Genomic DNA, 26,709 nt, shown 5'->3' with positions numbered 1-26,709 from the left:
TCACGGAAAAAGCAAAATTCTCCATAAGAAACAGGGTCGCTTTCCGTAAAACAACACAGTATACATTCGCGGGTTTGGGTTTCCCATCGGGTTATCGGGCGCGCAAGCGCCATGAGCAGGAAAGCAAGAAATGACGAATGTTGTGGTGGTCGGCTCGCAATGGGGCGACGAAGGCAAAGGCAAGATTGTCGACTGGCTGTCCGAGCGGGCAGATGTCGTCGTGCGGTATCAGGGCGGCCATAATGCCGGCCATACGCTTGTCATCGATGGCATCAGCTACAAGCTTTCGCTTCTGCCGTCCGGCGTCGTGCGTCCCGGCAAGCTCGCCGTCATCGGCAATGGCGTCGTGGTCGATCCGCATGCGCTGATCGCTGAAATCGGTCGTCTGGAAGCGCAGGGCGTCAAGGTCACGCCGGAAAACCTGCGTATCGCCGACAATGCCACCCTCATTCTTTCGCTGCACCGTGAACTGGACGGCATGCGCGAAGACGCCGCTTCCAACAGCGGCACCAAGATCGGCACCACCCGTCGCGGCATCGGCCCGGCTTACGAAGACAAGGTTGGCCGCCGCGCCATCCGCGTCATGGATCTCGCCGACATGGAGGCGCTTTCCGCCAAGGTCGACCGTATCCTGACGCATCATAATGCGCTTCGCCGTGGTTTCGGCGCCGCCGAAGTTTCGCATGAGACGATCATGGAAGAGCTGGGCTCGATTGCCGAGCGCATCCTGCCCTTCAGCGAAACCGTCTGGCTGCTGCTCGACAAGAAGCGCCGCGCCGGTGCGCGCATCCTGTTCGAAGGCGCTCAGGGCTCGCTGCTCGATATCGACCACGGCACATATCCCTATGTGACCTCTTCCAACACGGTTGCCGGTCAGGCCGCCGCCGGTTCCGGCATGGGTCCGGGTTCGCTGGGCTACATTCTCGGTATCACCAAGGCTTACACCACCCGCGTCGGCGAAGGTCCGTTCCCGACCGAGCTGAATGACGAGATCGGCCAGTTCCTGGGCGAAAAGGGTCATGAATTCGGCACCGTCACCGGCCGCAAGCGCCGCTGCGGCTGGTTCGATGCCGCACTGGTGCGCCAGTCGGTCGCCACCAACGGCATTACCGGCATCGCGCTCACCAAGCTCGACGTGCTTGACGGTCTCGACGAGCTGAAAATCTGCGTCGGCTACAAGCTTGACGGGCAGGAAATCGACCATCTTCCGGCCAGCCAGGGCGCGCAGGCGCGTGTCGAGCCGATCTACATCACGCTGGAAGGCTGGAAGGAATCTACCGTCGGTGCCCGAAAATGGGCGGATTTGCCTGCTCAGGCAATCAAATATGTCCGTCAGGTCGAGGAATTGATCGGGGCGCCTGTCGCGCTTCTGTCGACAAGTCCGGAGCGTGACGACACCATACTTGTGACTGATCCGTTTGAGGATTAATGTCCTCGGCGATCTAGATTCATAAACCATATCGGGCCGGTACGTCGCCGGTCACGACGAGAAAGTGCTTATGGCGGATTTTGTAGCAGTCATTCGCAAGGCCGTGGATGGCTTGGCGAACAATACTCCCGAAAACCGGGCGAAGGTTTACGACAAGGCGCGCAGTGCGGTTGTGCGCCAACTCGAGAATATGAAGCCACGTCCGCCGGAAGAATTGTTGCGCCGGCAGATCGCCAAGCTGGACGCCGCCATTGCCGAGGTGGACAGCGAATATGCCGAGGCGCTTCCGGCACTGGAGGAGGATGAGGAATTCTCCTCCGCTGCCGAAGAGGCTGCGGCACCTTACCCTCAGCACGAGATCGACGAGGACCGAGCGGACCACGCCGCCGAGCCGGTGGACGAGGAGCCTGCGCGGGCCGAGGCTGAAGAGCCCGAGCCGGTTCATGAGGAACCCGCCGCCGAAGAACCGCGCCACGAGACGCCCGTTTCCACTGTTCCGGAGCAGGACGAAGAGGTTCACGAGGAGCAGCGCGACGAACGGCATTACGAAGAGCGCGAGCCGGAAGAGCTTTATGAGGCGCCTGCGGCTCCGGTCGCTCCTGCCGTTGCCGACGAAACGCACGGAACCTATTTCACCCGTGCGGAGGAAGAGCCGGCCTATCGTTCGGCGGATGAGCACGACCGCGAATTCGAGACCGCGCCGTCCGAAGAGGATGCTTCCGTTCCCGCCCATTGGGCAAAGCCCGTGGAAGAGGACGACTGGCGCAAGCTTGAAGAAACGCAGGCCGACGATGTGCGCCCCGCCGACGACTATGCCGACGTGCGTGCCGAGACGGACGAGCGCCCGCTGGTTGCCGGTTATGCCGCGCAGCATTATCAGGAACCGGCGGTGAATTTCGAGCCGGAGAAGCGCGAGACGGATGACCGCTTCGGCCATGCGGCTGCGGTGGAGCACGATCCGGTCTTCGGCGCTCAGGATGATTTTTCCGAGCCGCGCCAGACGGACGATGCGAGCCAGAAAAAGCCGGCCGTCGTCGAGGATTTCTCGTCCTATTTCCAGGATACGGATATCGCCATTCCTGCAAAGGATGCGCCGGCGCTGCCGCGCGCCGACAATGATCCCTTCGGGGATCAGGCATCGGCCAAGGACAACAAGGAACGCACGCCCTGGGACGATCTGGACGAGCTGATCGGTTACGACGGCGCGTCGTCGGCCAGCCGGGCCGGTGCGGACGAAACGCCGGCGGTTGGCGCCGGTGCTGCGACGCCCGCCTATATGGTCAAGAAGAAGCCGCGCCGTAACTATGCGTCGCTGGTGCTTGCCCTTGTCGGCGCCGGGCTTCTGGCGGGCGGCGGTTATGCGCTGTGGATGAACCGCGACGCCTTGAACGACATGGTCGGCGGACTGGTGCAATCGGCGCAGAATGGCGGCGAGACGCAGACGCCTCCGGCCAATACTCCTGGGGGTGAGGCGCAGACATCGACGCCGCCGGCAACCCAGCAGCCGCCAGCCAACGGGCAGCAGCAGCCGGTCAATCCGGCCAACCACCAGACGCCGACGCATAGTGACGACGGTTCCGTCACCGGCACGAAGTTCACGCAGCGGCTGCTGGCTGACGGCACCGAGCGTGACGAAGGACCAGCGCCGGGCGCAAACGGCCAGCCCGTCACCGCCGAAGGCCAGTCGGTCTATGAACAGAACGTCGCGCCGCCGCCTGCGGGTGAGGCTCCGGCCAATAATGCCGCTACTCCGGCCGGCACACCGCCGGCGCAGCAGCCTGCCGCCGCCGCGACTGGCGACCGCATGTTCCTTTACGAGGAAGTGCTGGGCCAGACGGTTCCGACCGCCATCCAGGGCAGCGTTTCCTGGTCGCTGCAGCAGGAAAATGACGCGGAAGGCAAGCCGTCTCCGACCGTTCAGGGCCAGATCACCGTTCCCGGCCGCGGCCTCAGCGCGCTGATCACCTTCAAGCGCAACACCGATCCGTCGCTGCCGGCAAGCCACCTGATCGAGATCGTCTTCTCGGTTTCGCCCGGCTTCGAAGGCGGCGCTATCGACAGCGTCCAGCGTATCGCGATGAAGAGCACCGAGCAGGATCGCGGCAACGCGCTGATCGCGGTTCCGGCCAAGATCACCGACGATTTCCACATGATCGCGCTCAACGACTTCCCGGATGCGATGAAGACCAATCTGGAGCTTCTGAAGAGCCGCAACTGGATCGATATTCCGGTGTCATACCGCAACGGCCGCCGTGCGCTTCTGACCCTGCAAAAGGGCAATGACGGCATTGCCGCCTTCGACAAGGCGCTCAGCGAATGGGCGGCGGCGGCGCCTGCTGCCGGCGGTCAATAAGGATTGAAAGGGCGGCTCGGGTCGCCCTTTTCGTTATATGGCTACGGCGGTGTCTTTGCGTTTGTCGGGTGATGGGTGGGTTAGTTGGTGCTGGTGGGTGTGGCTCACCCCCCTCTGCCCTGCCGGGCATCTCCCCCACAAGGGGGAGATCGATCTGCGGCAAGGTCTCGCCTCTCTCAACGTTTGCGCGTGAAGCGGCGGTAGAGCGTCTTGCCGATCTCCCCCCTTGAGGGGGAGATGCCCGGCAGGGCAGAGGGGGTAAGCGGCATCCCCCGAAGCATGGATATTTTTCCTGCCGGTTTTCCTCCAGCGCAATCGCCGGTCTCGGATGGCAGGCCATTTCCAGTCGTCAGCCTTTTACCAACAAAAAATCCCCGGCCGAGGGCCGAGGATGATCCATGGCACGGACGCAAAACCGCTCCGCACTTTTGCTGGATATGCTTTACGCATCCACCACGCGCAACGCGCGCGCAGCTTCAAGCGCTTCCTTCTGCACGGCTTCCTGCACCTTCTCGAAGGCGCGCACCTCGATCTGGCGCACGCGTTCGCGGCTGATGTCGAACTCGGAGGAGAGTTCTTCCAGCGTCACCGGATCTTCGGCAAGCCGGCGGGCCTCGAAGATGCGGCGTTCGCGATCGTTCAGCACGCCCATGGCCTTGGCCAGCATGCGGCGGCGGGTTTCCAGCTCGTCCTGCTCGATCAGCACGTCTTCCTGGCTGTCATGGTCATCCACCAGCCAGTCCTGCCATTGGCCGGATTCGCCTTCGGAGGCCTTGATCGGTGCATTCAGCGAGGCGTCGCCATGCAGGCGGCGGTTCATCGAGACGACTTCTTCTTCCGAGACCTGCAGCTTCGTCGCGATTTCCTTGACGTGCTCCGGCTTCAGATCGCCGTCATCGATCGCCTGGATACGGCCTTTCAGCCGGCGCAGGTTAAAGAACAGACGCTTCTGGTTGGCGGTCGTGCCCATCTTTACCAGCGACCACGAGCGCAGGATATATTCCTGGATCGAGGCCTTGATCCACCACATGGCATAGGTGGCCAGACGGAAACCGCGTTCCGGATCGAATTTCTTGACCGCCTGCATCAGGCCGACATTGCCTTCCGACACGACTTCGCCGATCGGCAGGCCATAACCACGGTAACCCATGGCGATCTTGGCGACGAGACGCAGATGGCTGGTGACGAGCTTATGGGCGGCGTCGCGGTCGCCATGCTCGGCGTAACGCTTGCCAAGCATGTATTCTTCCTGCGGCTCCAGCATCGGAAATTTGCGGATGTCGTCGAGATATCTATTGAGACCGGCTTCGCCGGCGGTAATCGTAGGCAAACTATTGCGGGCCATAAAGCACCCCCTTATCTATGGTCTGGAACGGCACCCTCTTTGGATTGGCGATCACCCGCCGGAGGCACACCGTAAGCTGCGGGTCGTTACCGACCCCGCACGAACCCATGTGACAGATATGTACGCACCCGCCGCGTTTCAAGCGAACGCTGCGTTCACACATGCGTTATGTTCCGGTCACACCTTCTCTGACCTGTTTAACTTTCGAACGGTAGATTCGTTCCGAAAAACCGCCGAGGCCGGAGCGCACCATCAGCTCATACATGACCCTTCGGCGCATGGGATTGTGCAGGCGCACCACCTTTGAGCCGAGGAACTGCGTCTCGACATGGGAAAGCGCCTGCAAATCAGGATCTTCGGCAATCGCACCGGCATAGGTGGCGTGAAATTCCCGGCGGCAGACATAGGTCTTGTATTTGGTCATGCCGAAGCAGACGAGGCTGTGGCCATGGGTGCGCAGAAAATCGGCGACGCCCACCGTCACCTCCGGCCAGGCCGGGTTGAAGGTGTCGTCGAAGACGATGATGCCGTGCGGGGCGATCACCTCCATCGCCAGTTTCGCATCGGCCAGCACGTGATGCAGATGGTGGCCGCCATCGATGCTGAAGAAGCGCGTCGGGCCGATGCGTGAGGTGATGTCGGCGGGTGCCAGCCGGGTGCTGTCGCCCCTGATGATCAGCTCTTCATCCATGGCGAAACCCATCCGGCGACCGTTTTCCATCAGACGTTCATATTGGTCGAGGCTGCCATCTTCGGGTGGATCGAGATCGAAGAGATCGACGCCCAGCACCTTTTCCTGCCTCCCGGCGAATTTGCGCAGCAGGAAATAGGAGCGACCGTAATAAACGCCGATTTCCGCCATGCCGCCCTGGAGGCCGCTTTTTGTCTGGGCCTGCAACAGCGCCTTGAAGACGAGCGCATCGGGCGGGTCGATATAGCCTTCGACGCTGCGCAACTCCTGAAAGATAAACCGGCGGTCTTCGATATTCATGCGATAGATCCCGTCATCATGCCGGTTCCGTTCGGGGGCGGATCGAACGAATGGCGTCCCTGCGGCTTTTACTTGGCAGGCTTGAAATCGACGCGGTTTAATGGCGGCGATTTCAGGCTTTGCGGGGCCGAGGAGGTGTGACGATTGAAGCGAAATTGGGGCGGTCTACAAAAAGGACCGACTGCGGAATATCGCTATCCGCTAATCTTTTTTTATTATCGGGGGCTTCGGGTAAAATGCATGGCGCAGTTTTTTTGACTGCGCCATACAGGTTTTCAGCCGCGCAGGGCGGCGGTCAGTGTCTGCATGTCATCCGGCAGGTCGGTTTCGAACTCCATCACCTCGCCGGTGCGGGGGTGTTCGAAGGCGAGCAGATAGGCATGCAGCGCCTGACGCGGAAAGCCGCGGACGGTGCTTTTGGCCGGTTCTTCGAGAAGGTTCGCCTTGGTGCGGAAGGCCGCGCCATATTCGGGATCGCCGATCAGCGGATGGCCGATATGGGCCATGTGCACGCGGATCTGGTGGGTCCGGCCGGTTTCCAGCCGGCATTCCACCATCGAGGCGAGGCAGGTGGCATCCGGTCGCTCATGGTAACGCTCCATCACCTCGTAATGGGTGATCGCCTCGCGGGCATCGTCCGAATCCTCATGCTTGACGGCGCGTTTGGTGCGGTCGGCGCTGCGGCCAAGTGCGGCGTCGATGGTGCCGCGCAGGGTGCGCGGGCGACCCCAGACGACGGCCTTGTAGGCGCGCTCCAGCGGCCCGGTGCGGCCATGGTCGGCAAATTGCGCGGCGAGATGGCGGTGGGCATTGTCGTTCTTCGCCACGACCATGACGCCGGAGGTTTCCTTGTCCAGCCGGTGCACGATGCCCGGCCGCCTGACGCCGCCAATGCCGGAGAGGCTGTCGCCGCAATGGTGGATGAGGGCGTTGACCAGCGTGCCGGTCCAGTTGCCGGCACCCGGATGCACGACGAGACCGGCGGGCTTGACCAGCACGATCAGGTCTTCATCCTCATATTCCACGTCGAGCGGAATGTCCTCGCCCTTGGGCTCCGGGTCTTCCGGCTCGGGCATGGTGATTTCGATGCGGTCCTTCGGATGCACCTTCTTTTTCGGCTCCGTCACCGGCTGGCCGTTGATGGAAACAGCGCCCTGTTCGATCAGCGCCTTCAGCCGGCTGCGGGAGAAGTCGCCGCCCACTTCGCCCACCAGCCAGGAATCGAGGCGGCCTTCGGCGTCTTCGCCGGCAATCAGGACTTTCCTTGCGTCTCCGCCTTGTTTAAAGGGGTCGTTCATTCTTATTTTTCCGATCCATCAGCATTTCAGGGAACCCGATGACGCAGATCGAGCAAGACGAACAGGAAGACAAGCCGCTTGATCCGGCCATGGAAAAAGTTCGCCGCAAGATGATCCGTTTGCAGATCGTGTCGGGCTCCGTGATGTTTATCAGCCTTATGGCCGTCTTCGGTGCGGTTGTCTACAAGGCGATGGGGCCGTCGAAGGCCGTTCAGACGCAGAGCGAAGCGCCGAACCTTGCCGTTCCCACGGGTAACGGGCCGCTTGCCGTCACCGCCAGCCTGCCGCAGGGTTTTGTGATCGACAATGTCAGCTATTCCGGTGGCGACATGCTGTTTTACGGGCGGCTCGCCAACGGTACCCGCAAGGCGCTGGTTTTCAACGTCGCGGCCGGCCGGTTCCTCGCCGATGTGACGGTCGATGGCCAGTGACGCCAATAAACTGCTGGACGGGCGGGCGCTGATCCCGGTCGAGGACCCGGCCGATCCGCGCATCGCCGCCTTTCGCGATATTCGCGAGCGCGACCTGACCGGGCGGCAGGGCCGCTTCATTGCCGAAGGAACGGTGGTGCTGCGCATGCTGGCCGCCGCCCATAAAGCGGGCGGTGCCTTTGTGGCCGAGAGCATCCTCATCCTCAGAAACCGGCTTTCCGGTGTCGCGGATATCCTTGCCGATTTCCCTGATGATGTTCCCGTTTATGTGGCCGAAGCGCCGGTGCTGGATGGTATTGTCGGTTTTCACCTGCATCGCGGCATCCTGGCGCTCGGGCGACGGGTTCACGATCGCGGGCTGGAGGAGATGACGGCGGCACTTCCGGCCTCGTCGCTGGTGCTTGTCGGCTGCGGCATTTCCAATCACGATAATCTCGGGGCGATGTTCCGCAATGCGGCGGCTTTTTATGCCGATGCGGTGCTGCTGGACGAGACCTCGTGCGATCCGCTCTATCGCAAGGCGCTGCGCGTTTCCGTCGGCTCTGTCCTGTCGGTTCCCTGGCATCGCGGCGGCGGGGCGGTGGAGATGCTGGAGCGGCTTTCCGAGGCCGGTTTTGCGATCTGGAGCCTTTCGCCTGGTGGCGAAACCGAGATCCGCGATATTCCCCGATCCGAGCGCATGGCGCTTGTCATCGGCACGGAAGGCGAGGGGCTGCCGCAATCGGTGCTGTCGCGTTTTCATACCGCACGGATTGCGCAGTCGCCGCAGCTCGACAGCTTGAATGCGGGCACGGCTTCGGGGCTGGCGCTTTATCAGATGGCGGGGGCGATCGGGCGGGTATGATGCCGCGGCGTATGCGGCTTACCCCCCTCTGCCCTGCCGGGCATCTCCCCCTCAAGGGGGGAGATCGACAAGCGGCTGCGTCTCGCCTCTTTCGACGTTTGCGAATGGAGCGGTGGTAGGGCCTCCTGCCGATCTCCCCCCTTGAGGGGGAGATGCCCGGCAGGGCAGAGGGGGGTAAGCGGCACTCTCAGTGCTTCCGCTTCTCCATCACCACCTTCGCCCGCTTCGCAAGGCTCTCCCGCCCCGATGAGCCGGAGGCCTTGGCGAGCAGCCCCGGAATGGGCGATTTCTCGCCCTCCCGTGCGGCGGTGAGCGCGATCATCTCGGCGGCGATCCTTGCGATTTCGCGGCGGATCGGCTCGTCATTGCCGGTGCCGCGCACGTTCAGCAGGCGTTCGGTAAGCGCCGTGCCCTGATTGCGGATATCCTCGATTTCCTGCTCCAGACCTTGCGACGCCGCTGGCTCCGTCACGACCGGGGGGGCTGGCTCCTCTGCGGCCATCGCCGGTGCCGCCTCTTCTTCGGCGGCGGGTGCGGTTTCAAGCGCGGCGGCTGGGGCAGGGGTCGTCGGTTGCGATGGGCTAACCGCTTTCTCGACCGGCACGGCCGGGTTCGGCAGGCGGATGATCATGTCGTTCTCGCGGCCGCCGGCCGCGGCAAGCTGTTCCCTGAGGCGGGCGGCTTCCTGATTGCGCAGCGTCAGCATGGTGTCGAGATCGGCATTTTTCGCCATGAGGGTGGCGACCTGTTCTTCCAGCCGGGCGACCTTGCGGCTTTCGCGCGCAACGGCGCTCATCGCCTCCTTGTTGCGGGCCGCCACATCCTGCAATTCGCGGCTGGCGGTCTCGCCTTCCTTGCGGAAGCGCGTGGCGCTCTGTTTCGCCTGCTCGGCCTCCAGATCGCGCGTGGCGGCGAGGATTTTCGAATCGTCCAGTTCGCGGGTGAGATTGGTCAGGCGGGCGGTAAGGTCGGCCATCTGGCTGGCGCGCTCGTTTGCGGCCTGTTCCTGCTGCGTAAGGCTTGCCGCAATTGTGCCGGCGCGTTCCTCGCTGGCATCGAGGCCGGTGCGCAACTCGCCGATTTCCAGCGTCATTTCCTCGATCTTCAGCGACAGGCTGCGGTTCTGTTCGCCGAGACGATAGGCATCGCTGGAAGCGGCTTCGTTGGCGAGGCGCAGCGATGTGTTCTTTTCCCGTTCCGTTTCCAGTTCCTGCCGGACCTTGGCGTTTTCGGCGGCGTAAAGCGCGCGCGCCATGTCCTTCTGGGCGCGGACTTCCTGCGGGCTGATGGGCATCGTCGCGCGCAGGCGGTTTTCCGTATAGGCGACGATGCGGCGGTGGATCGCGGGTGCGATCAACAGGGCCAGCAGGGTTGCGGTGAGAAAACCCAATCCGAAAAGAATGGCATATTCGATCACGCGGGACAGTCTCCGAAACTCAGATACGCGCGCATTCGGAAAGAGGAGCGCGAAAGCACGTTACGCTATTCTTGCAACCGTGGGGAGGGGTCTCCCGGCAATTGCACAGGCGGTGTCAGTGTCGCCTGTTTCTTCTCCCCGAGGGGGAGAAGTCCGCGGCAGCGGGATGAGGGGGCAACGGTCGAGATATACAGAGAGCTAGCCCCTCATCCGACCCTTCGGGCCGCCTTCTCCCCGGCGGCGAGAAGAAACCTGCCGCAATCTCTCGTCCTATATGCCACCGCTGGCTCCGCTGCACCTTGACTTCAGCGAATCAGAAGGGGTTCCAGGTCGGCTGCTGGGTGAGCTTCAGATAACCGACATTGATGCCGAGGCGCGCGCCGATGCCGGTGCGGATGGGAGCGAGCGTCACATCGCTGCTTTTCAGATAGGTCATGCCGACACCGGCGACGATGAAGGCGGAGCCGCTGACGCCGCCATAACGGCGGTAAAGCGCATCGACGGAAGGCAGGTTGTAAACGAGCATCATGGCGCGGGTGCCCTGGCCGCCATAATCCAGCCCGAGCGACGGGCCCTGCCAGAAGACGGGGTGCTGGCCGGCATTCTTGGTGTAAAGTGTGCCTTCGCCATAGGTGAGGCCGGCGACGAAGGCGCCGGAGCCTTCCTGGCCTAGAATATAACCGTTCGGAAGACCGTATTGCTGGAAGGCGCGCTCCACCACCTTGGCGAGGCCGCCGGTGGTTTCACCGAAGAATCCGTGGCCTGCATCCACGACTTCCTGGAAAGAATATTGATCGCTGTTCTGGGCCGCGGCCGGTGCGACCCACATCAGGAGGCTCGCAAGGAGCGCGAAAATCTTTCCCAGTCCGAGGCGTGCAATGGTGCGGGTTTTCGTAAGGCGCATCGTCATGTCCGTCCGTCTGTTTCGTTAGCGCATCGGTTCGAAAATCCGAATCGATTTCCGACTCGATGCGAAGATTCAAAAATGCTGGAACATCCTTGTGGCGTCAGAATGGACGCGAAGGCTTCCAGTGTGGCCTGTTAAGGCATTTGGCATTTTGAAACCATCCTATTAACAATCGGTTTACCAAATATGGTGTCATTATGGCTTAACAATTTCCACACCGTCCGCGCCCCCCTTGCGCAGGAGAGAATTTTATGACGAGCAAACTCAATATCACGCTGTCCGGTCCCGATCTGGCGGCTCTTCTGTGCAGCCGTGTGTGCCATGACGTTATTTCTCCTGTCGGCGCCATCAATAACGGTCTCGAACTTCTCGATGAGGGCGGCACCGATGACGATGCGCTGGATCTCATCCGCACGTCAGCCCTTAACGCATCCGTGCGGCTTAAGTTCGCCCGTCTTGCTTTCGGTGCTTCCGGCTCCGCCGGCGCGTCCATCGACACCGGCGAGGCCGAAAAGGCCGCCAAGGATTTTGCCGAAGCCGAAAAGAAGGCGGAAGTCAGCTGGAACGGTCCGCGCGCCATCGTTGCGAAGAACCGCGTCAAGCTCCTGCTCAACCTCTTTCTCGTCGCTTATGGCGCGATCCCGCGCGGCGGCAATGTGGATGTGCTGCTGGAAAGCCCGGATGGTGACGCGAAGTTCGAAATCACCGTCAAGGGCCGGATGATGCGCGTTCCGGCCAAGTTCGTGGAGATTTACGAAGGACGGCTGGAAGAGGCGGTCGACGCCCATTCCGTGCAGCCCTATTACACACTGCTTCTGGCGGAAGAGGCCAATATGGCGGTGGAATACAAGGTGCACGAGGACCGTATCGTGTTTACCGCAAAGACGGTTGCGGAATGACCGCTCGAATGCGGATGTGACGTGATGAAAGGGCCGGAGTCGCGTCTGCAGACGTGCCGGCCCTTTTTTCGTTTCGGGAGCGTGTTCATGACCTTTCTGACGACCGATCGCCTTGTTCTGCGGCCGCACGCCATTGCGGATGAAATGCATTATTGCGCGTTCTGGGGCGCTGATGCCCCGCCGATAAAAGGCGTCCGGTCAATCGCGCCGCTCGATCCCGAACTCGCCTTTGCCCGTCTTTTGCGTTTTATCGGCCACTGGTCGGTTTTCGGCTTCGGCCCCTTCGCGGTGGAAGAGCGCGCCACGGGGCGCATCGTCGGCGAGGTGGGCTTCGCCCATATGCGGCGAGGCAACGGGGCCGATTTCGATGCCGCGCCCGAGGCCATGTGGAAAATTGACGCCGGGTTGAACGGCAAGGGCGTTGCGACCGAAGCGGTGGAGGCGGCGATCCGATGGTTCGATGGCCGCGGAATTTCGCAGCGAACCGTCTGCATGATCGATCCGCTGAACAGCCCTTCGCTGGCGATCGCCGCCCGATTCGGCTTTCGGCCATTCCGCGAAACGACGTTTCGCGAACACCCGATCCGGCTTTTCGAACGTGTGGCCGGGATTTACACGATTGCGTGAAGGTGCTGCCTTGATCGTGTTTCAGTCCGTCCTGAAACCCGTTTGAGGTCTCGGGCGGCGGCGGTTTGAGCCAAGGGGTTGGTGCATATCAACTCCTGGAGCATCTCATGCGCAATTTCCTTCTGGCGACAATTGTCATCTTCTCCCTTGCTCCCGCCGCGATGGCGGAAAGCACCATCGGTTTCAGGCAGATCAAATTGCCGGATGATGCCGGTGCAAGAGCGCTCAATGTCTCATTATGGTATCCGGCCATTCCATCGGGAACAACGGAGGTGGTGGGTGAAAACGCTGCCTTTTACGGCCTTGAGGTTCAACCGGGCGCTTCCATTCCGCCCGCTTCCCGCCCTCTCGTTCTGCTCTCGCACGGGTTTGGCGGAAGCTGGCGCAATCTGAACTGGCTTGCCGGAGAACTTGCGCAGGATGGTTATGTCGTGGCCGCGCCGGATCATCAGGGCGAATCATTTACCGAAGAAAATGCAGCCGAGGTCATCCCTTTATGGGAGCGACCGCGCGATATCGGCAGAACGCTGACGGCACTTCTTGATGATGGTCGGCTGGCCGGCGAGATCGACAGGACGCGCATCGCCGTCATCGGCCATTCGCTTGGCGGCTGGACCGCGATGGAGCTGGTGGGAGGCCGCTATAGCGCCGAGCTTGCCTTGAAAGATTGCAATGCGGGGAAAGCGCCACCGCAATGCAGGGCGCCGCGGCTGCTGGCCAAGGTCGGCATCATCGGCGGTGGCAAGGCCGATCCGCGCCTTTCGATGGATTTGCGGGATATCCGCATCCGTGCGGCCGTTGCGCTCGATCTCGGCCCGGCCGCCGGGTTTCTGCCGGAAACGCTTGAGGGGGTGGATGTGCCGGTTCTGGTTCTGGCTGCCGGTGTGGAGATGCCACAGATCGCCGCGATCAGGGCCGATTCTGATTATATCGCCCGGCATCTGCCAAAAACCACGACGGTCTATCGGGAGATACCGGATGCCAGTCACTTCAGCTTCATGCAGCTGTGCAAGCCCAATGGCGAAAAAATCGTCGAAGAGATGTCACCGGGCGAAGGTTTCGTCTGCCGGGATGGCGGGGGCAGGGGCCGGGCTGAAATCCACGCGCAAATCGTGGAGACAATCGGCGGCTTTCTCAAGGAGAAACTGCATTAGGAGGGCTGTCCGCCCGATAGTTGAGGGGGGCGAGACGCATCGCTGAAACCTTTCGGCTCTGCGCAGCGTCCCGATCCTTCAAGCGGCGTTGAGCGGGTAATATCGAAAAACGAGATCTTCCGGGTCGCTGCGTGGCGCGGATGGGTCGGGAGAACCACCGATTCGCCTGGCGACGGCTGCGGATTTGCTGTTTTGCGGGGATACGTAGCTCACCAGTGTCGGCAGCCTCAGGGTTTCGAAGGCCCAGCCGCGCAGCTTTATGGCGGCTTCGGCGGCATAGCCTTTGCCCTCGTGCCCGTCATAGAGCAGCCAGCCCAGTTCCTTTTCGGGAAATAGCGGGCCGTGATTGATGCCGACCTGGCCGATGCACTCCCCCGTTTCATCAAGCTCGATCATCAGCGCGCCATGGCCGAAGAAGTGCCAGTTGGCCAGATCGTGACAGAACACACCCCATGTCGACGGCAGGTCGTAGGGGCCGCCGACGCCGAGTGAGCGTGGTGACGCCATGAAGGCCAGATAAGCGGGGAAATCCGCCATGGTCTGCGGGCGCAATGTCAGGCGTTGGGTTTTAAGGGTCGGGATAGGGTGGTTCATGGCATTGGTCCTTTTTGGGAGTGCCAATATGCGCTTTCTGTTGCGTCTGAATGAAGCGGCATGTTTCGGCTGTGACGCACAACAAAAAACCCGCTGTCGCCAGCGGGTCTTTTAAAACTGCCCTGTTCTTATAAGAGATCAGGCGGTTTCGAGGAATTCCGTGCTGCCATCCGGCTCGCGCAGAACATAGCCGCGGCCCCAGACGGTTTCGATGTAATTTGCGCCGCCTGCGGCATTTGCGAGCTTCTTGCGCAGCTTGCAGATGAAGACGTCTATGATCTTCAGTTCCGGCTCGTCCATGCCGCCGTAAAGGTGGTTCAGGAACATTTCCTTGGTCAGCGTCGTGCCCTTGCGCAGCGAAAGCAGCTCGAGCATCTGATATTCCTTGCCGGTCAGGTGAACGCGCTGGCCACCCACTTCAACCGTCTTGGCATCGAGATTGACGATTAGCTCGCCGGTCGAGATGACCGACTGCGCATGACCCTTGGAACGGCGGACGATCGCGTGAATGCGGGCAACAAGCTCGTCCTTGTGGAACGGCTTCGTCATGTAATCGTCGGCGCCGAAGCCGAGGCCGCGCACCTTGTCCTCGATGCCGGCCATGCCGGAGAGGATGAGGATCGGCGTCTTGACCTTGGAAAGGCGCAATGTTCTCAAGACTTCGTAACCCGACATGTCAGGCAGGTTGAGGTCGAGAAGAATAATGTCGTAATCGTAGAGCTTGCCAAGGTCCACGCCTTCCTCGCCGAGGTCGGTCGTGTAGACGTTAAAGCTTTCCGACTTGAGCATCAGTTCAATGCTCTGCGCTGTCGCGCTGTCGTCTTCAATAAGTAGAACCCGCATAATTATCCCCTTTGCCGCCCGCGAACCGGTAAATCATTGCCTCGCGCGATGCGGATCCAGACGTTGCCTGATTTGCAGGCTGCCACCAAATGGTTAACAAATTCTAATTGCCTTTGGCAAGGTGTATCGAATTTATTAAGCAAAGTTGGCATTTCGCTGTTTTTGCACGTGAATCCACCATCGCCAAAATTGAAGCTTAACGTGAGGATTTCCCGCTAAGTGATTCAATCGACTCTTACATCGTCGGGTCCGTTTTTTTGGACCTGGCATTTACCGACCCTTAAATGATCGTGGTTATCATTAACGATGCCCGTAAACGAAAGGTTAACGGCGGTGGTTTTTTATTAACGCCGAGTAACTTTTGGGAATCATTCCGGCACAACGGGTTAGCCCGGTCGGTTGAACGGGCGGGTTAAACGGGCCGGTCAGGGGGGCATAGTGCCTTTTTGATCCGGGTCTCGCTATCCATGGAGTATTGCGTATGAAGTCGCGTGACAGCCTGGTTCGCCTGAAGGAATTTCAGGTCAATGAAAAACGTCGGCAACTTAACCAGTTGCAGCAGATGATGTCCGAGTTCGAGCGGATGGCCAAGGAACTGGTGCATCAGATCTCGCTGGAAGAGAGCAAGTCGGGCATTACCGATCCGACGCATTTCGCCTATCCGACCTTCGCAAAGGCCGCGCGCCAGCGGGCGGATAATCTTCAGGTCTCCATCCGGGAACTGAAGGCCCAGCAGGAAGCCGCCGAGGCTTCGCTGGAAGAGGTGCAGGCCGAATATGAAAAGGCCGCTGCCCTCGAAAACCGCGACGGAGCAATCCGCGCCCGCGCCTGACATCAGGCGTATAATCGGACGAATGATCGTCCTCATTGACGGCTGCCGGTGGATCAGGAGGCGGCTTTCAATGACGGGATGACATGCATTTTTTTAAAAGGCCGCCCTTTGAGGGCGGCCTTTTGTTTTGGCGGGGTACCCCGTGTCTTCCCGCGGGACGGCGTCGCTGGATTTTTATTGTCCGGGTATGGGGAAAGGCGTAATTTAAGGGGGTTCCGACCGTGAGCCGGAGGCTTTGCGTGCGCGCCTCAAGCGGGCGCGGACGGCTATGGCAGGGAGGGAAAAATGGCCCGCCAATATATTGATTGCCGCGAATTCCCCAGTGACAGCAAATGCACGATCGCCATCTCCGCCGATTCTCCGGAGGAGTTGATGGAGGCAGCGGTGCACCATGCCGTGGCGGTGCATGGGGCCAAGGATACGCCTGAATTCCGCGAGGAAGTCCGCCACAGCATGCATGCGGGAACGCCGCCGCTGAAGGTGGCGTGACCCGCATTTATGAATGACGCGATATTTGGAACGGCTGTGAGGGATCGGGCGTAAGCCGCGTGTTTCGTCTCCCCGCCGGGGAGAAGTCTGCGGCAGCGGGATAAGGGGGCAAGCTCTCGGTTTATCGCTAGCGTTGCCCCCTCATCCGACCCTTCGGGCCACCTTCTCCCCGGCGGGGAGAAGAAAGACGTGGCGACGTTTGTGACTATCCTGCTGGTTTACCCCTGGATAACATCCGCCCATTCTTTATGGCGCAGCGTCTGGGCCTTGAAGAAGGGGCAGAGCGGAATGATTTTCCAGCCACCCTTGCGGGCCTCATCAATGGCATGGGCGGCGAGCGCCTGGCCCACACCCCTGCCGCGCAATGCATCGGGCACGCCGGTGTGATCGATGATGATAAGAGTGGGAGAGGTGCGCGAATAGGTCATCTCGGCCTTGTGGCCGTCGATGGTTGCCGAATATTCGCCGCGCGATCCGGTTTCGGTTGTCTTGATGTCCATGATGGGCGCCTCCGTTTATGTTCGTTTGCGCCACTGTAACGGCTTGCGCCTGAATTGAAACAGCGGCAAAGCGAACGCAGCGGACACAAACCGGAGACAATCATCTCACCGGCGACGGACATGCTTGCAAGGGAAGTTGGAAATCAAACCGAAAGCCCCGTCGATGATCCGGCGGGGCGTTTTGAAAATTCGGCTTTAGCGCGTTGCCGCGCGGGCGCAGTATCAGTGACGATATTGCTGAATGCGCGTGGTGCGCAGGCCGGCAAGGCCATGATCGGCGATCGAGGACTGCCAGGACAGGAACTCTTCAACGGTAAGCGTATAACGCTCGCAGGCTTCCTCGAGGCTCAACAGTCCTCCGCGTACCGCTGCAACCACCTCCGCCTTTCTGCGAATGACCCAGCGACGGGTATTCGACGGCGGAAGATCCGCGATCGTCAGAGGGCTGCCATCGGGGCCGATGACATATTTAACTCGTGGGCGTATCATTTCGGTCATTGGACACTCTATACAAACTCAAGACCATATGACGGGAACTCTAGCCCCGTACCTTTAAAAATTGCCTAAGCAGCTCGTGACAATTTATTAAGAATTTGAACGGTTTCGCCTGATTTGTTCGTGTCGCCTTATTTTGTCGGGAAAAAATTTTTCCAAAAAACGCAAATTTTCTCGCTCATCGGTTGTTTCCTTCACAGCGCCGCAAGCGAAAGACATGTTTTCCCGCTGCCCTGGGTAAACTCCGCCACTCCCTCATGCTGGAGCCGCAGGCGGTCGCCCGTTTCAAGGGCAAGAAGGGAGGTGGCCGACTGCGAGCAGCCGGCGGTGGACGCATTGCCGGCAATGCCGAAACCGGCCGCCGCGCCGTTGACGAAAAGCGTCACCCTGTGGCCGGACGAGGAAACGACGGCAAGTGACAGGGTCACCAGATATATCCCCCTTGCCGGTACGACGAGTTCACGTCCGCCGCCGCCGACCGCGTCACCGAGCGCAAAACCGCCCTCGGCGATGAAGAGCAGGGAAAAGCCCGCGGCTGAATCGTTTGCGGGTTTTGTCGTGCCCGCCGGCAGGCCGGCGATGGCAAGCGGGCGGTTCGGCATCGATACCCGGCCATCGCCGCTGCACAGGAGCGCGGTGTGCCAGGAGGTGCCGTCCGCACTGGTCTTGATCGAAAAACCGTCATGGCCGGCAAGCCCCATTTCCGCCCGGCCGCTCCAGCCGGACTGGAACAGCAGCGAGGCGGTATCGGTCTTGTCCGCCTTGTTGACCGTCAGGCGGTGGCTGCCATCGTCCGGCGTATGGGTGAAAAGGCTGGCGGGGGAGGCGAGCGCCAGGCGGTTGGCGGCATCGGCCTCCGTGCCGATGCCCAGCCCTTCCAGCCGGCCCGTGGCGGGCAGCGGCATGTCGCGCCATGCCCCGTCGCGCAGCAGACGATACCTGCCTTCCGTTGCAAACCACGCCGTCCAGCCGGGCTGCGGGGTGATGAGCAACCATGCGCCGTCCTGCCGGAAGGCGAGCCTTCCGCCTTTGCCGGTCCACTCGCCGGTGGCATCCGTGGCGATGAGGAAGCATTCCCCTTCCGCCGCAGTCCCGGGCGGTGCGGCGACGACGGCCTTGACGGTGAGCTGCACGATCGCATCCAGCCTTTGCAGGGCTTCGTTGTGGGTCACGTGTTTCTGTGCCTGCGAGGGCAGGATATAGGGAAGGTGAAGTCTCGCCGTCTGTTCCGTCATGGTGTTTCTTTCGCGCTCGGGTGCCGTTTGCGAGAGAGTTTGATGCGGTTGGGCGGGGTGGGGATGCGCGGGGATGAGATTATTTTTGCTGGCGTTGGTGGGAATGTTTTTCGGGCTTTGGAGTATGCGGCTTTACCCCCTCTGCCCTGCCGGGCATCTCCCCCTCAAGGGGGAGATCGATCTGCGGCGAGGTTTCGCCCATCTCAACGTTTGAGAATGACATGGTGGTAGCGCCTCCTGCCGATCTCCCCCCTTGAGGGGGAGATGCCCGGCAGGGCAGAGGGGGGTAAGCCGCACACGCCGAAGCTCACCAATGCCACACGCTGCAAGAGCCGCAGGAGACGGCAAGCGCATATTACCCGGCGATTTCCACCGCCATCGCGCCCTCGGCAATAAAGTCCGGATTGGCCAGCGCATCCTCGCCATCACCCCTGACCTCATAAGCAAGAGGCCGGCCTTCGCAATCGAGCGTTCGCCCGCCTGCGGCACGCAGCACGGCGTCGCCGGCGGCCGTATCCCACATCATGGTGCGGCTGAAGCGGGGATAGATATCGGCGGCCCCTTCCGCCAGCATGCAGAATTTCAGCGAGGAGCCGACGGAAATGCAGTCCTTCAGGCCGTGTTCGGCCACGAAGGCTTCCGTCTTTGCCGTGCAATGCGAGCGGCTGATCAGCGCCACGGGCGAGGCGCCGCGCTGGCGTGCCCGGATGGGGTGGCGCGACAAGATCGCTCCTTCGCCGGAAATGGCGAGCTTTTCGGCCTTGTCGCCTTCGCCCGTCCAGGCCTGCCCGCGACAGGGGGCATAAACCACGCCGGCAACCGGAGCGCCGTTGCGGATGAGCGCGATATTGACGGTGAAATCGTCCTTGCCGGAAATGAATTCCTTGGTCCCATCCAGCGGGTCGACCAGAAAGAACTCCGCGCCGGTTTCCGGCAGGATGCCGCTTGAAACGGCCTCTTCGGCGATGACGGGGATATCGGGAAAATGGGCGGCCAGCGCGGCGAGAATGATCGCCTCGGCCCGCTGATCGGCTTCGGTCACCGGCGAGCAGTCATCCTTGTAGGAGACATGCGGGCCGGCGCGGTGGACCGCCATGATGGCCTGCCCGGCGTCCAGCGCCGCTTTCGTCAATATGTCGATCATCTCTTTGCCGTTGCCATCCCGTGCCGGGATATTCCGATCCTCAACGTCGCTACTCCTTTGCCCGTCGCCCGTCAAACAATGGCATCAGACAAGACTAAAATAAGCGTTCAGCCGTCATTTTTTCAGCACTTCCTGCCAAAATCATGGCTCTTTTGATCGGGAAAGCGGCAGTCCATGTGGAAATTCCAAATTTTGTGCAGGATCGCCCGTTTTTGACTTCACATTTTTAACGAACACGATATGCATTTTGGGAGTGGGGCTGCCCGCAGGGGCTCCCCCCATAATTAACATAACGAGGTGTGGCCCATTCGAGGTCGTGCCCGGGGGAAAGACATGGAGTATTTTATCCAGCAGCTCATCAACGGGCTGACTCTTGGATCGATCTACGGCCTCATCGCTATCGGCTATACGATGGTTTATGGCATTATCGGCATGATCAACTTCGCCCATGGCGATATTTTCATGCTTGGCGGCTTCGCCGCACTGATCGTTTTTCTGATTGTGACATCCTTTGTCGCCGGCATTCCGGTGGCGCTGCTTCTGCTTCTGATGATGGTCGTCGCCATGCTGATGACCGGTCTGTGGAACTGGGTGATCGAGCGTGTGGCTTACCGCCCGCTCAGAGGTTCCTTCCGTCTCGCACCGCTGATCACCGCCATCGGCATGTCGATCGCGCTGTCCAACTTCATCCAGGTCACCCAGGGTCCGCGCAACAAGCCGATCCCGTCAATGGTGACGGAAAGCTATCATTTCGGCGCCATTACCGTGTCGCTGAAGCAGCTGATTATCATGGTGGTCACTTCGGTTCTGCTTTTCGCCTTCTGGTATATCGTCAACAAGACCCCGCTCGGCCGGGCGCAGCGCGCCACCGAACAGGATCGCAAGATGGCGGCTCTCCTCGGTGTTGATGTCGACAAGACGATTTCCATCACCTTCATCATGGGTGCGGCGCTGGCTGCGGTCGCGGGCACCATGTATCTGATGTATTACGGTGTTGCCTCCTTCAGCGACGGCTTCATTCCCGGCGTCAAGGCGTTTACCGCGGCCGTTCTCGGCGGCATCGGCTCGCTTCCGGGCGCTGTTCTCGGCGGCCTCCTGATCGGTCTCATCGAATCGCTGTGGTCGGCCTATTTCTCCATTGCCTACAAGGATGTCGCGGCTTTCGGCATTCTGGCTTTCGTGCTGATCTTCAAGCCGACCGGCATTCTCGGTCGTCCGGAAGTCGAGAAGGTGTGAACCCATGACCAACATCGCTTCCGAAAATGCCGCTTCCAGCCCGAGCATCATGGCGACGGCTGTGAAGGAGGGCCTGATTGCGGGTGTCATCTCGTTCGGCATGTTCATTCTTTATGTCGGCATCGTCACCTATCAGGACATCAACAACCAGCTGATCTGGGGCACCCGTTGGGGGCTTCTGGCGATCTTCGTCGCTGTGGCCGCCGTCGGCCGTTTCCTTGTGGTCGGCTTCATCAAGCCGTCGCTGGACCGGCGCAGGCTTGCCAAGGCAAAAACCGGCATTCTGGAAATCTCCGAGAACAAGGGCTTTTTCCATAAGCACTTCCTCAAGCTGGCGCTGGTTCTGCTGCTGCTTTACCCCGTTATCGCCGTGCAATTGTTCGGTTTTCAGGGTTCGCTGAAATTCGTGGACAATTTCGGCATCCAGATCCTTATCTATGTGATGCTGGCCTGGGGCCTCAACATCGTCGTTGGATTGGCCGGTCTGCTCGATCTCGGTTACGTGGCCTTTTATGCGGTCGGCGCCTATTCCTATGCGCTGCTGTCCAGCCAGTTCGGCCTGTCCTTCTGGGTGCTTCTGCCGCTTGCCGGCATTCTTGCCGGCTTCTGGGGCATCATCCTCGGTTTCCCGGTTCTGAGACTTCGCGGTGACTATCTGGCGATCGTCACGCTCGCCTTTGGTGAAATCATCCGCCTCGTGCTCCTGAACTGGACGGATGTGACCAGGGGCACCTTCGGTATTTCCGGTATCGCCAAGGCCTCGGTCTTCGGCATCTGGTCCTTCGATGTCGGCGCGCCGAACAACTTCGCCAAGGCGTTTGGCCTGTCGATGTCCTCGGCCTATTACAAGATCTTCCTGTTCTACGTGATCCTGCTTCTGTGCATGCTGACGGCCTACGTCACGATCAAGCTGCGCCGCATGCCGATCGGCCGTGCCTGGGAAGCACTGCGCGAGGACGAGATCGCCTGCCGTTCGCTCGGCATCGATACCGTCATCACCAAGCTCACCGCCTTTGCGACGGGCGCGATGTTCGGCGGTTTCGCCGGTTCGTTCTTCGCCGCGCGTCAGGGTTTCGTGTCGCCGGAAAGCTTCGTCTTCCTCGAATCGGCCGTCATCCTCGCCATTGTCGTTCTCGGCGGCATGGGCTCGCTGACCGGTATCGCCATTGCAGCCCTCGTCATGGTCGGCGGCACCGAGCTTCTGCGCGAAATGGAGTTCCTGAAGCATGTCTTCGGGCCTGATTTCACGCCGGAACTCTACCGTATGCTGCTCTTCGGCCTCGCCATGGTCATCGTCATGCTGTTCAAGCCGCGCGGCTTCGTCGGCTCGCGTGAACCCACGGCCTTCCTCAAGGAACGCAAGGCCGTGTCCGGCAGCTTTACCAAGGAAGGTCACGGTTGATGGCTTCCGGAATGGCTAACATGACACCCAATACGACTGGCGATACGATCCTCAAGGTCGAACATCTCTCGATGCGCTTCGGCGGCCTGATGGCCATCAACGACTTCTCCTTCGAGGCGAAGCGCGGCGAGATCACGGCGCTGATCGGCCCCAATGGTGCGGGCAAGACCACGGTCTTCAACTGCATCACCGGCTTCTACAAGCCGACGATGGGCATGATCACCATGCGCCAGCAAAGCGGCGAGGCGCATCTTCTCGAGCGCCTGCCGGATTTCGAAATCACCAAGAAGGCGAAGGTGGCGCGCACCTTCCAGAACATCCGCCTGTTTTCGGGCCTCACGGTTCTGGAAAACCTGCTCGTCGCCCAGCACAATGCGCTGATGAAGGCCTCGGGTTACACGATCCTCGGCCTTCTCGGCCTGCCCGCTTACCGGCGGGCGGTGGATGCCTCCATCGAAAAAGCCAAATACTGGCTGGAAAAGGCCGATCTGATCGATCGCGCCGACGATCCGGCCGGTGATCTGCCCTATGGCGCGCAGCGCCGTCTGGAAATCGCCCGCGCCATGTGCACGGGGCCGGAGCTCCTGTGCCTCGACGAGCCGGCCGCGGGTCTCAACCCGAAGGAATCGCTGGCGCTCAATACGCTGCTGCGCGGCATCCGCGACGAGGGCACGTCGCTGCTCCTCATCGAGCACGACATGTCCGTGGTGATGCAGATTTCCGACCATGTGGTGGTTCTGGAATATGGCCAGAAGATTTCCGACGGCACGCCGGACCATGTGAAGAACGACCCGAAGGTCATCGCCGCCTATCTGGGTGTCGAGGATGATGAAGTGGAAGACGTGATTGCGGAAGAACTCGACGGAGGAGCGGCCTGATGTCCGGTGAACCGCTTCTGAAAGTCCAGGGTGTCGAAACCTATTATGGCAATATCCGCGCGCTCGCCGGGGTCGATGTCGAAGTCAACAAGGGTGAAATCGTCAGCCTGATCGGCGCCAACGGCGCTGGCAAGTCGACGCTGATGATGACCATCTGCGGCAGCCCGCAGGCCCGCGCCGGTCAGGTGATCTTCGACGGCGAGGACATTACCCAGCTGCCGACGCATCTCATCGCCCGCAAGCGCATTGCCCAGTCGCCCGAAGGGCGGCGGATTTTCCCGCGCATGACGGTGCTGGAAAACCTGCAGATGGGCGCCAATCTCGACAACCTGAAATATTTCAAGGAAGACGTCGAGAAGATCTTCGTGATGTTCCCGCGCCTGAAGGAACGCCAGAGCCAGCGCGGCGGCACGCTTTCCGGCGGCGAGCAGCAGATGCTCTCCATCGGCCGCGCGCTGATGGCACGGCCGAAGCTTTTGCTGCTCGACGAACCGTCGCTGGGTCTCGCGCCGCTGATCGTCAAGGGCATCTTCGAGGCGATCAAGAAACTCAACCAGGAGGAAGGGCTGACCGTCTTCCTGGTGGAGCAGAACGCCTTTGCCGCGCTGAAGCTTTCCGACCGCGCTTACGTGATGGTCAACGGCAAGGTGACGATGAGCGGTTCGGGCAAGGAACTGCTGGCCGATCCGCAGGTGCGCGCCGCCTATCTGGAAGGTGGACGGCACTGAAAGATTTTACTTGCGCCGGAAGTTTTGCGGCGCAAGATTGCAGACACTGTCCCGCCGGCGTTTCAGGCAAGGCGGGATGCAAACAATAAAATGCCCGGCGGCAAACGTCGGGACGACAGACAAGGCAGGGCAGGGGCGTTTGCGTCCGGCACTGATGGGGAAAGAGATGCAGGGCCTTTTTTTCGAAACCGATAACGGCGTGCGTTATGTTCTGCGCGCGCTGGTTGTTCTTCTGGGCTTCTGGACGGCGTGGCGCACGGGCAGATCCGTGGCTGATGGCTGGGGCGATTATACGCGGGTGGTGATCTACACGCTGGCATTGGGGCTGGTGATGCGCTTCCTGCATCACGCGCTCTTCAACGGGCCGTTCATCAACGGCTTTTATTACGTGTTTGACGTCGTTCTTCTTCTGGTCTTTTCCAGCATCGGTTTCCGCATGCGCCGGACAAGCCAGATGGTCAATAACTACTATTGGCTTTACGATCGCACGTCGGCATTTTCCTACAAGAAGAAAGATTGACAGGCGGATTTTTCCGGCTGCACAATGCTCGTCAGAGTGGAACGGTTTCTGTTCGGTTAAGGTGGGTACCGAACAGGTCCTTGCAATCAACCCATCCAAAGGAACTGGGAGTAAAGTAATGAAGAAGTCTCTTCTTTCCGCTGTCGCGCTGACCGCCATGGTCGCCTTCGGCGGTTCGGCCTGGGCCGATGTCGTGATCGCTGTCGGCGCACCGCTGACCGGCCCGAACGCTGCTTTCGGCGCTCAGATCCAGAAGGGTGCCGAACAGGCGGCGAAAGACATCAATGCCGCCGGCGGCATCAATGGCGAGCAGATCAAGATCGTGCTGGGCGATGACGTATCCGACCCCAAGCAGGGTATTTCGGTCGCCAATAAATTCGTTGCCGACGGCGTGAAATTCGTCATCGGTCACTTCAACTCCGGCGTTTCCATTCCGGCTTCCGAAGTTTATGCCGAAAACGGCATTCTCGAAGTGACGCCGGCTGCAACCAACCCGGTCTTTACCGAGCGCGGCCTGTGGAACACCTTCCGCACCTGCGGCCGTGACGACCAGCAGGGCGGCATTGCCGGCAAGTATCTGGCCGACCACTTCAAGGACGCCAAGATCGCCATCATTCACGACAAGACCCCTTACGGTCAGGGCCTTGCCGATGAAACCAAGAAGGCTGCCAATGCCGCCGGCGTGACCGAGGTCATGTATGAAGGCGTCAATGTCGGCGACAAGGACTTCTCGGCGCTGATCTCGAAGATGAAGGAAGCCGGCGTTTCCATCATCTATTGGGGCGGTCTGCACACCGAAGCCGGTCTGATCATCCGCCAGGCGGCCGATCAGGGCCTGAAGGCGAAGCTGATCTCGGGTGACGGCATCGTCTCGAACGAACTGGCTTCCATCGCCGGTGACGCCGTCGAAGGCACGCTCAACACCTTCGGCCCCGATCCGACGCTGCGCCCGGAAAACAAGGAACTGGTAGAGAAGTTCAAGGCCGCCGGCTTCAACCCGGAAGCCTACACGCTCTACTCCTATGCAGCCCTGCAGTCGATCGCAGGCGCGGCAAAGGCCGCCGGTTCCGTGGAGCCGGAAAAGGTTGCCGAGGCACTGAAGTCCGGCACCTTCCCGACTGCACTGGGTGACATCTCCTTCGACGAGAAGGGCGACCCGAAGCTTCCCGGCTACGTCATGTACGAGTGGAAGAAGGGCGCGGACGGCAAGTTCACCTACGTCCAGCAGGGCAGCTAAGCCTTTCTGCGATACACGATCGAAGCCCGGCAGCGATGCCGGGCTTTTTTGTTTGCGCCGATGTCTTATCGACATGGCCCGCCACACTGGAGACAACAAGGCGCGAAACAAACATCTCGCGAAACTGCGATGAGGGGCAGCAATGACGATGAAGCGGGCCTTGTTTCTGTTCCTTGGTCTGGCTGCGCTGGCGGCGGTGCTCTTCAGCCTGCATCTCTTCAGCAAAGCGCGGACGATGCAATCATTCGGAACAATCATCGCGCGGGTCGAAACAGCAAAGCCCTTGGTGGCGCTGACATTCGATGACGGACCTTCTGCGGGCTTCACGCAGGGTGTTCTGGCGATCCTCCGGGAGCGCGGAGTGAAGGCGACTTTTTTTCTGACGGGCAGGGAGACCGAAGAAAACCTGCCGCAGGCGCGTATGATCGTGGACGAGGGACACCAGGTCGGCAACCACAGCTTCACGCATTCCAACATGACGTTGATGGGGACGGCGCGGATAGGTGAGGAAATCGAGCGCACCGATACGGCCATTCGGGCTGCGGGTTATGAAGGCGAGATCATGTTTCGCCCGCCCTATGGCAAGAAGCTGCTGACTTTGCCGTGGTATCTTTCCCGGCATGAGCGGAAAACCATCATGTGGGATGTCGAGCCGGAATCGTTTCCTGATGTCGCCGGAGACACGGCTGCCTTTGCAAAACATGTCATCGAGCAAACGAAAAACGGTTCGATCATCATCATGCATGTCATGTATCGAAGCCGTGAAATATCCCGGCAGGCCTTGCCCCTGATCATCGACGGTCTGCGCCAACGCGGGTTTGAGTTCGTTACCGTTTCGCAATTGCTGGACAGTCGCTGAGGCCAGTGTTGCTGCGTGCAGG

Annotated in this window: 27 protein-coding genes; 16 read left to right on the top strand and 11 right to left on the bottom strand. The window is 60.6% G+C overall.

The genetic code is table 11. The features are described from left to right. The first annotated feature begins 130 nt into the window (after nucleotides 1–130). Together JZX88_RS09865 and JZX88_RS09860 are read left to right on the top strand one after the other, a co-directional pair. Nucleotides 131–1,429 (top strand): adenylosuccinate synthase, encoded by a 1,299-nt coding sequence (locus JZX88_RS09865; protein WP_065114076.1) that lies wholly within the window; start codon nucleotides 131–133, stop codon nucleotides 1,427–1,429. A 70-nt stretch (nucleotides 1,430–1,499) separates the two neighbouring features. Next, a complete protein-coding gene (locus tag JZX88_RS09860; RefSeq protein ID WP_206913416.1) occupies nucleotides 1,500–3,782 on the top strand; it encodes a hypothetical protein in 2,283 nt (760 codons plus the stop codon). 442 nt (nucleotides 3,783–4,224) lie between these two features. Here JZX88_RS09860 and rpoH read toward each other — a convergent pair whose 3' ends face one another. From rpoH to JZX88_RS09845, 3 genes are all read right to left on the bottom strand, one after another. Then, the gene (gene rpoH, locus JZX88_RS09855) at nucleotides 4,225–5,127 is read right to left on the bottom strand and encodes an RNA polymerase sigma factor RpoH (protein WP_065114074.1); all 903 of its coding nucleotides are present in this window, start codon (nucleotides 5,125–5,127) and stop codon (nucleotides 4,225–4,227) included. A 166-nt stretch (nucleotides 5,128–5,293) separates the two neighbouring features. After that, nucleotides 5,294–6,118 carry a class I SAM-dependent methyltransferase gene (locus tag JZX88_RS09850; protein ID WP_206913415.1) on the bottom strand — a complete coding sequence of 275 codons (825 nt, stop codon included), beginning with the start codon at nucleotides 6,116–6,118 and terminating at the stop codon, nucleotides 5,294–5,296. A 275-nt stretch (nucleotides 6,119–6,393) separates the two neighbouring features. After that, complete coding sequence (locus tag JZX88_RS09845; protein WP_065114072.1) at nucleotides 6,394–7,416, bottom strand: RluA family pseudouridine synthase; 1,023 nt, start codon at nucleotides 7,414–7,416, stop codon at nucleotides 6,394–6,396. Nucleotides 7,417–7,454: 38 nt separating this feature from the next. Here JZX88_RS09845 and JZX88_RS09840 point away from each other — a divergent pair, with 38 nt between their 5' ends. Both JZX88_RS09840 and JZX88_RS09835 read left to right on the top strand, forming a co-directional pair. Beyond that, nucleotides 7,455–7,847: a hypothetical protein gene (locus JZX88_RS09840; protein ID WP_059754555.1), complete on the top strand. Its 393-nt coding sequence runs from the start codon at nucleotides 7,455–7,457 to the stop codon at nucleotides 7,845–7,847. Further along, complete coding sequence (locus JZX88_RS09835) at nucleotides 7,837–8,691, top strand: RNA methyltransferase (protein ID WP_206913413.1); 855 nt, start codon at nucleotides 7,837–7,839, stop codon at nucleotides 8,689–8,691. The genes JZX88_RS09840 and JZX88_RS09835 overlap by 11 nt, the downstream gene beginning before the upstream one ends. Before the next feature lie 187 nt (nucleotides 8,692–8,878). Here JZX88_RS09835 and JZX88_RS09830 read toward each other — a convergent pair whose 3' ends face one another. After that, complete coding sequence (locus JZX88_RS09830; RefSeq protein WP_206913411.1) at nucleotides 8,879–10,108, bottom strand: hypothetical protein; 1,230 nt, start codon at nucleotides 10,106–10,108, stop codon at nucleotides 8,879–8,881. Nucleotides 10,109–10,421: 313 nt separating this feature from the next. Beyond that, nucleotides 10,422–11,018: a DUF1134 domain-containing protein gene (locus tag JZX88_RS09825; RefSeq protein WP_065114069.1), complete on the bottom strand. Its 597-nt coding sequence runs from the start codon at nucleotides 11,016–11,018 to the stop codon at nucleotides 10,422–10,424. Nucleotides 11,019–11,266: 248 nt separating this feature from the next. On the opposite strand from JZX88_RS09825, the gene chpT reads away from it, so the two are divergent. The 3 genes from chpT (at nucleotide 11,267) to JZX88_RS09810 (ending at nucleotide 13,695) form a co-directional block, all read left to right on the top strand. Then, nucleotides 11,267–11,914 carry a histidine phosphotransferase ChpT gene (gene chpT / locus JZX88_RS09820; protein ID WP_110756291.1) on the top strand — a complete coding sequence of 216 codons (648 nt, stop codon included), beginning with the start codon at nucleotides 11,267–11,269 and terminating at the stop codon, nucleotides 11,912–11,914. An 87-nt stretch (nucleotides 11,915–12,001) separates the two neighbouring features. Beyond that, nucleotides 12,002–12,541: a GNAT family N-acetyltransferase gene (locus JZX88_RS09815; protein ID WP_110756289.1), complete on the top strand. Its 540-nt coding sequence runs from the start codon at nucleotides 12,002–12,004 to the stop codon at nucleotides 12,539–12,541. A 107-nt stretch (nucleotides 12,542–12,648) separates the two neighbouring features. Further along, a complete protein-coding gene (locus tag JZX88_RS09810; protein WP_206913409.1) occupies nucleotides 12,649–13,695 on the top strand; it encodes an alpha/beta fold hydrolase in 1,047 nt (348 codons plus the stop codon). Nucleotides 13,696–13,773: 78 nt separating this feature from the next. Here JZX88_RS09810 and JZX88_RS09805 read toward each other — a convergent pair whose 3' ends face one another. Continuing rightward, nucleotides 13,774–14,289 (bottom strand): GNAT family N-acetyltransferase, encoded by a 516-nt coding sequence (locus JZX88_RS09805; protein WP_065114066.1) that lies wholly within the window; start codon nucleotides 14,287–14,289, stop codon nucleotides 13,774–13,776. A gap of 138 nt (nucleotides 14,290–14,427) precedes the next feature. Then, complete coding sequence (gene ctrA, locus JZX88_RS09800; protein WP_065114065.1) at nucleotides 14,428–15,132, bottom strand: response regulator transcription factor CtrA; 705 nt, start codon at nucleotides 15,130–15,132, stop codon at nucleotides 14,428–14,430. Between the two features lie 481 nt (nucleotides 15,133–15,613). Between ctrA and JZX88_RS09795 the strand changes: the two genes are divergently transcribed. Further along, nucleotides 15,614–15,964, top strand: coding sequence for a flagellar export protein FliJ (locus tag JZX88_RS09795; protein WP_003491821.1), 351 nt, complete (start codon nucleotides 15,614–15,616; stop codon nucleotides 15,962–15,964). A gap of 285 nt (nucleotides 15,965–16,249) precedes the next feature. Further along, a complete protein-coding gene (locus tag JZX88_RS09790; protein WP_142840532.1) occupies nucleotides 16,250–16,453 on the top strand; it encodes a DUF1059 domain-containing protein in 204 nt (67 codons plus the stop codon). Nucleotides 16,454–16,671: 218 nt separating this feature from the next. Here JZX88_RS09790 and JZX88_RS09785 read toward each other — a convergent pair whose 3' ends face one another. The 4 genes from JZX88_RS09785 to cysQ form a co-directional block, all read right to left on the bottom strand. Then, nucleotides 16,672–16,953, bottom strand: a complete 282-nt coding sequence (locus JZX88_RS09785; RefSeq protein ID WP_065114063.1) for a GNAT family N-acetyltransferase — start codon at nucleotides 16,951–16,953, stop codon at nucleotides 16,672–16,674. A gap of 222 nt (nucleotides 16,954–17,175) precedes the next feature. Then, a complete protein-coding gene (locus JZX88_RS09780; protein WP_003513963.1) occupies nucleotides 17,176–17,451 on the bottom strand; it encodes a DUF1153 domain-containing protein in 276 nt (91 codons plus the stop codon). A gap of 191 nt (nucleotides 17,452–17,642) precedes the next feature. After that, nucleotides 17,643–18,683 (bottom strand): DUF2793 domain-containing protein, encoded by a 1,041-nt coding sequence (locus JZX88_RS09775; RefSeq protein WP_206913408.1) that lies wholly within the window; start codon nucleotides 18,681–18,683, stop codon nucleotides 17,643–17,645. 355 nt (nucleotides 18,684–19,038) lie between these two features. Further along, nucleotides 19,039–19,827, bottom strand: coding sequence for a 3'(2'),5'-bisphosphate nucleotidase CysQ (gene cysQ / locus JZX88_RS09770; RefSeq protein WP_110756283.1), 789 nt, complete (start codon nucleotides 19,825–19,827; stop codon nucleotides 19,039–19,041). 333 nt (nucleotides 19,828–20,160) lie between these two features. Between cysQ and JZX88_RS09765 the strand changes: the two genes are divergently transcribed. The 7 genes from JZX88_RS09765 to JZX88_RS09735 all read left to right on the top strand — a co-directional run bounded on the left by JZX88_RS09765 (nucleotide 20,161) and on the right by JZX88_RS09735 (nucleotide 26,687). Next, complete coding sequence (locus JZX88_RS09765; RefSeq protein ID WP_004430050.1) at nucleotides 20,161–21,063, top strand: branched-chain amino acid ABC transporter permease; 903 nt, start codon at nucleotides 20,161–20,163, stop codon at nucleotides 21,061–21,063. Nucleotides 21,064–21,067: 4 nt separating this feature from the next. After that, nucleotides 21,068–22,465 (top strand): high-affinity branched-chain amino acid ABC transporter permease LivM, encoded by a 1,398-nt coding sequence (livM, locus tag JZX88_RS09760; RefSeq protein WP_065114060.1) that lies wholly within the window; start codon nucleotides 21,068–21,070, stop codon nucleotides 22,463–22,465. Beyond that, nucleotides 22,465–23,343, top strand: coding sequence for an ABC transporter ATP-binding protein (locus JZX88_RS09755; protein ID WP_065114059.1), 879 nt, complete (start codon nucleotides 22,465–22,467; stop codon nucleotides 23,341–23,343). Before livM ends, JZX88_RS09755 begins: the two co-directional genes overlap by 1 nt. Continuing rightward, a complete protein-coding gene (locus JZX88_RS09750) occupies nucleotides 23,343–24,071 on the top strand; it encodes an ABC transporter ATP-binding protein (protein WP_046797799.1) in 729 nt (242 codons plus the stop codon). Before JZX88_RS09755 ends, JZX88_RS09750 begins: the two co-directional genes overlap by 1 nt. 166 nt (nucleotides 24,072–24,237) lie before the next feature. After that, nucleotides 24,238–24,591: a DUF6867 family protein gene (locus JZX88_RS09745; RefSeq protein ID WP_065114058.1), complete on the top strand. Its 354-nt coding sequence runs from the start codon at nucleotides 24,238–24,240 to the stop codon at nucleotides 24,589–24,591. A gap of 118 nt (nucleotides 24,592–24,709) precedes the next feature. Further along, on the top strand, nucleotides 24,710–25,828 hold the full coding sequence (locus JZX88_RS09740) for a branched-chain amino acid ABC transporter substrate-binding protein (RefSeq protein WP_065114057.1): 1,119 nt from the start codon (nucleotides 24,710–24,712) through the stop codon (nucleotides 25,826–25,828). 142 nt (nucleotides 25,829–25,970) lie between these two features. Then, entirely contained in the window at nucleotides 25,971–26,687 is a 717-nt protein-coding gene (locus JZX88_RS09735; protein ID WP_206913407.1) for a polysaccharide deacetylase family protein, read from the top strand. Nucleotides 26,688–26,709: the final 22 nt, after the last annotated feature.

Source organism: Agrobacterium sp. OT33, assembly GCF_017313365.1.
Taxonomy (GTDB): Bacteria; Pseudomonadota; Alphaproteobacteria; order Rhizobiales; family Rhizobiaceae; genus Agrobacterium; species Agrobacterium rhizogenes_A.
Note: the sequence above shows the minus strand (reverse complement) of the source record. Positions and strands in the feature narration are given on the sequence as shown.

Bases quoted from the DNA above. Each gene is read 5' to 3' on its own strand.
- JZX88_RS09785 (WP_065114063.1), bottom strand. From the start codon at position 16,953: ATGGACATCAAGACAACCGAAACCGGATCGCGCGGCGAATATTCGGCA.
- JZX88_RS09750 (WP_046797799.1), top strand. From the start codon at position 23,343: ATGTCCGGTGAACCGCTTCTGAAAGTCCAGGGTGTCGAAACCTATTAT.
- JZX88_RS09795 (WP_003491821.1), top strand. From the start codon at position 15,614: ATGAAGTCGCGTGACAGCCTGGTTCGCCTGAAGGAATTTCAGGTCAAT.
- chpT (WP_110756291.1), top strand. From the start codon at position 11,267: ATGACGAGCAAACTCAATATCACGCTGTCCGGTCCCGATCTGGCGGCT.
- JZX88_RS09735 (WP_206913407.1), top strand. From the start codon at position 25,971: ATGACGATGAAGCGGGCCTTGTTTCTGTTCCTTGGTCTGGCTGCGCTG.
- JZX88_RS09780 (WP_003513963.1), bottom strand. From the start codon at position 17,451: ATGACCGAAATGATACGCCCACGAGTTAAATATGTCATCGGCCCCGAT.
- cysQ (WP_110756283.1), bottom strand. From the start codon at position 19,827: ATGATCGACATATTGACGAAAGCGGCGCTGGACGCCGGGCAGGCCATC.
- JZX88_RS09755 (WP_065114059.1), top strand. From the start codon at position 22,465: ATGGCTTCCGGAATGGCTAACATGACACCCAATACGACTGGCGATACG.
- rpoH (WP_065114074.1), bottom strand. From the start codon at position 5,127: ATGGCCCGCAATAGTTTGCCTACGATTACCGCCGGCGAAGCCGGTCTC.
- JZX88_RS09805 (WP_065114066.1), bottom strand. From the start codon at position 14,289: ATGAACCACCCTATCCCGACCCTTAAAACCCAACGCCTGACATTGCGC.
- JZX88_RS09810 (WP_206913409.1), top strand. From the start codon at position 12,649: ATGCGCAATTTCCTTCTGGCGACAATTGTCATCTTCTCCCTTGCTCCC.
- JZX88_RS09840 (WP_059754555.1), top strand. From the start codon at position 7,455: ATGACGCAGATCGAGCAAGACGAACAGGAAGACAAGCCGCTTGATCCG.
- JZX88_RS09815 (WP_110756289.1), top strand. From the start codon at position 12,002: ATGACCTTTCTGACGACCGATCGCCTTGTTCTGCGGCCGCACGCCATT.
- JZX88_RS09835 (WP_206913413.1), top strand. From the start codon at position 7,837: ATGGCCAGTGACGCCAATAAACTGCTGGACGGGCGGGCGCTGATCCCG.
- JZX88_RS09745 (WP_065114058.1), top strand. From the start codon at position 24,238: ATGCAGGGCCTTTTTTTCGAAACCGATAACGGCGTGCGTTATGTTCTG.
- JZX88_RS09850 (WP_206913415.1), bottom strand. From the start codon at position 6,118: ATGAATATCGAAGACCGCCGGTTTATCTTTCAGGAGTTGCGCAGCGTC.
- JZX88_RS09740 (WP_065114057.1), top strand. From the start codon at position 24,710: ATGAAGAAGTCTCTTCTTTCCGCTGTCGCGCTGACCGCCATGGTCGCC.
- JZX88_RS09775 (WP_206913408.1), bottom strand. From the start codon at position 18,683: ATGACGGAACAGACGGCGAGACTTCACCTTCCCTATATCCTGCCCTCG.
- JZX88_RS09790 (WP_142840532.1), top strand. From the start codon at position 16,250: ATGGCCCGCCAATATATTGATTGCCGCGAATTCCCCAGTGACAGCAAA.
- JZX88_RS09765 (WP_004430050.1), top strand. From the start codon at position 20,161: ATGGAGTATTTTATCCAGCAGCTCATCAACGGGCTGACTCTTGGATCG.
- JZX88_RS09865 (WP_065114076.1), top strand. From the start codon at position 131: ATGACGAATGTTGTGGTGGTCGGCTCGCAATGGGGCGACGAAGGCAAA.
- JZX88_RS09845 (WP_065114072.1), bottom strand. From the start codon at position 7,416: ATGAACGACCCCTTTAAACAAGGCGGAGACGCAAGGAAAGTCCTGATT.
- livM (WP_065114060.1), top strand. From the start codon at position 21,068: ATGACCAACATCGCTTCCGAAAATGCCGCTTCCAGCCCGAGCATCATG.
- JZX88_RS09825 (WP_065114069.1), bottom strand. From the start codon at position 11,018: ATGACGATGCGCCTTACGAAAACCCGCACCATTGCACGCCTCGGACTG.
- ctrA (WP_065114065.1), bottom strand. From the start codon at position 15,132: ATGCGGGTTCTACTTATTGAAGACGACAGCGCGACAGCGCAGAGCATT.
- JZX88_RS09860 (WP_206913416.1), top strand. From the start codon at position 1,500: ATGGCGGATTTTGTAGCAGTCATTCGCAAGGCCGTGGATGGCTTGGCG.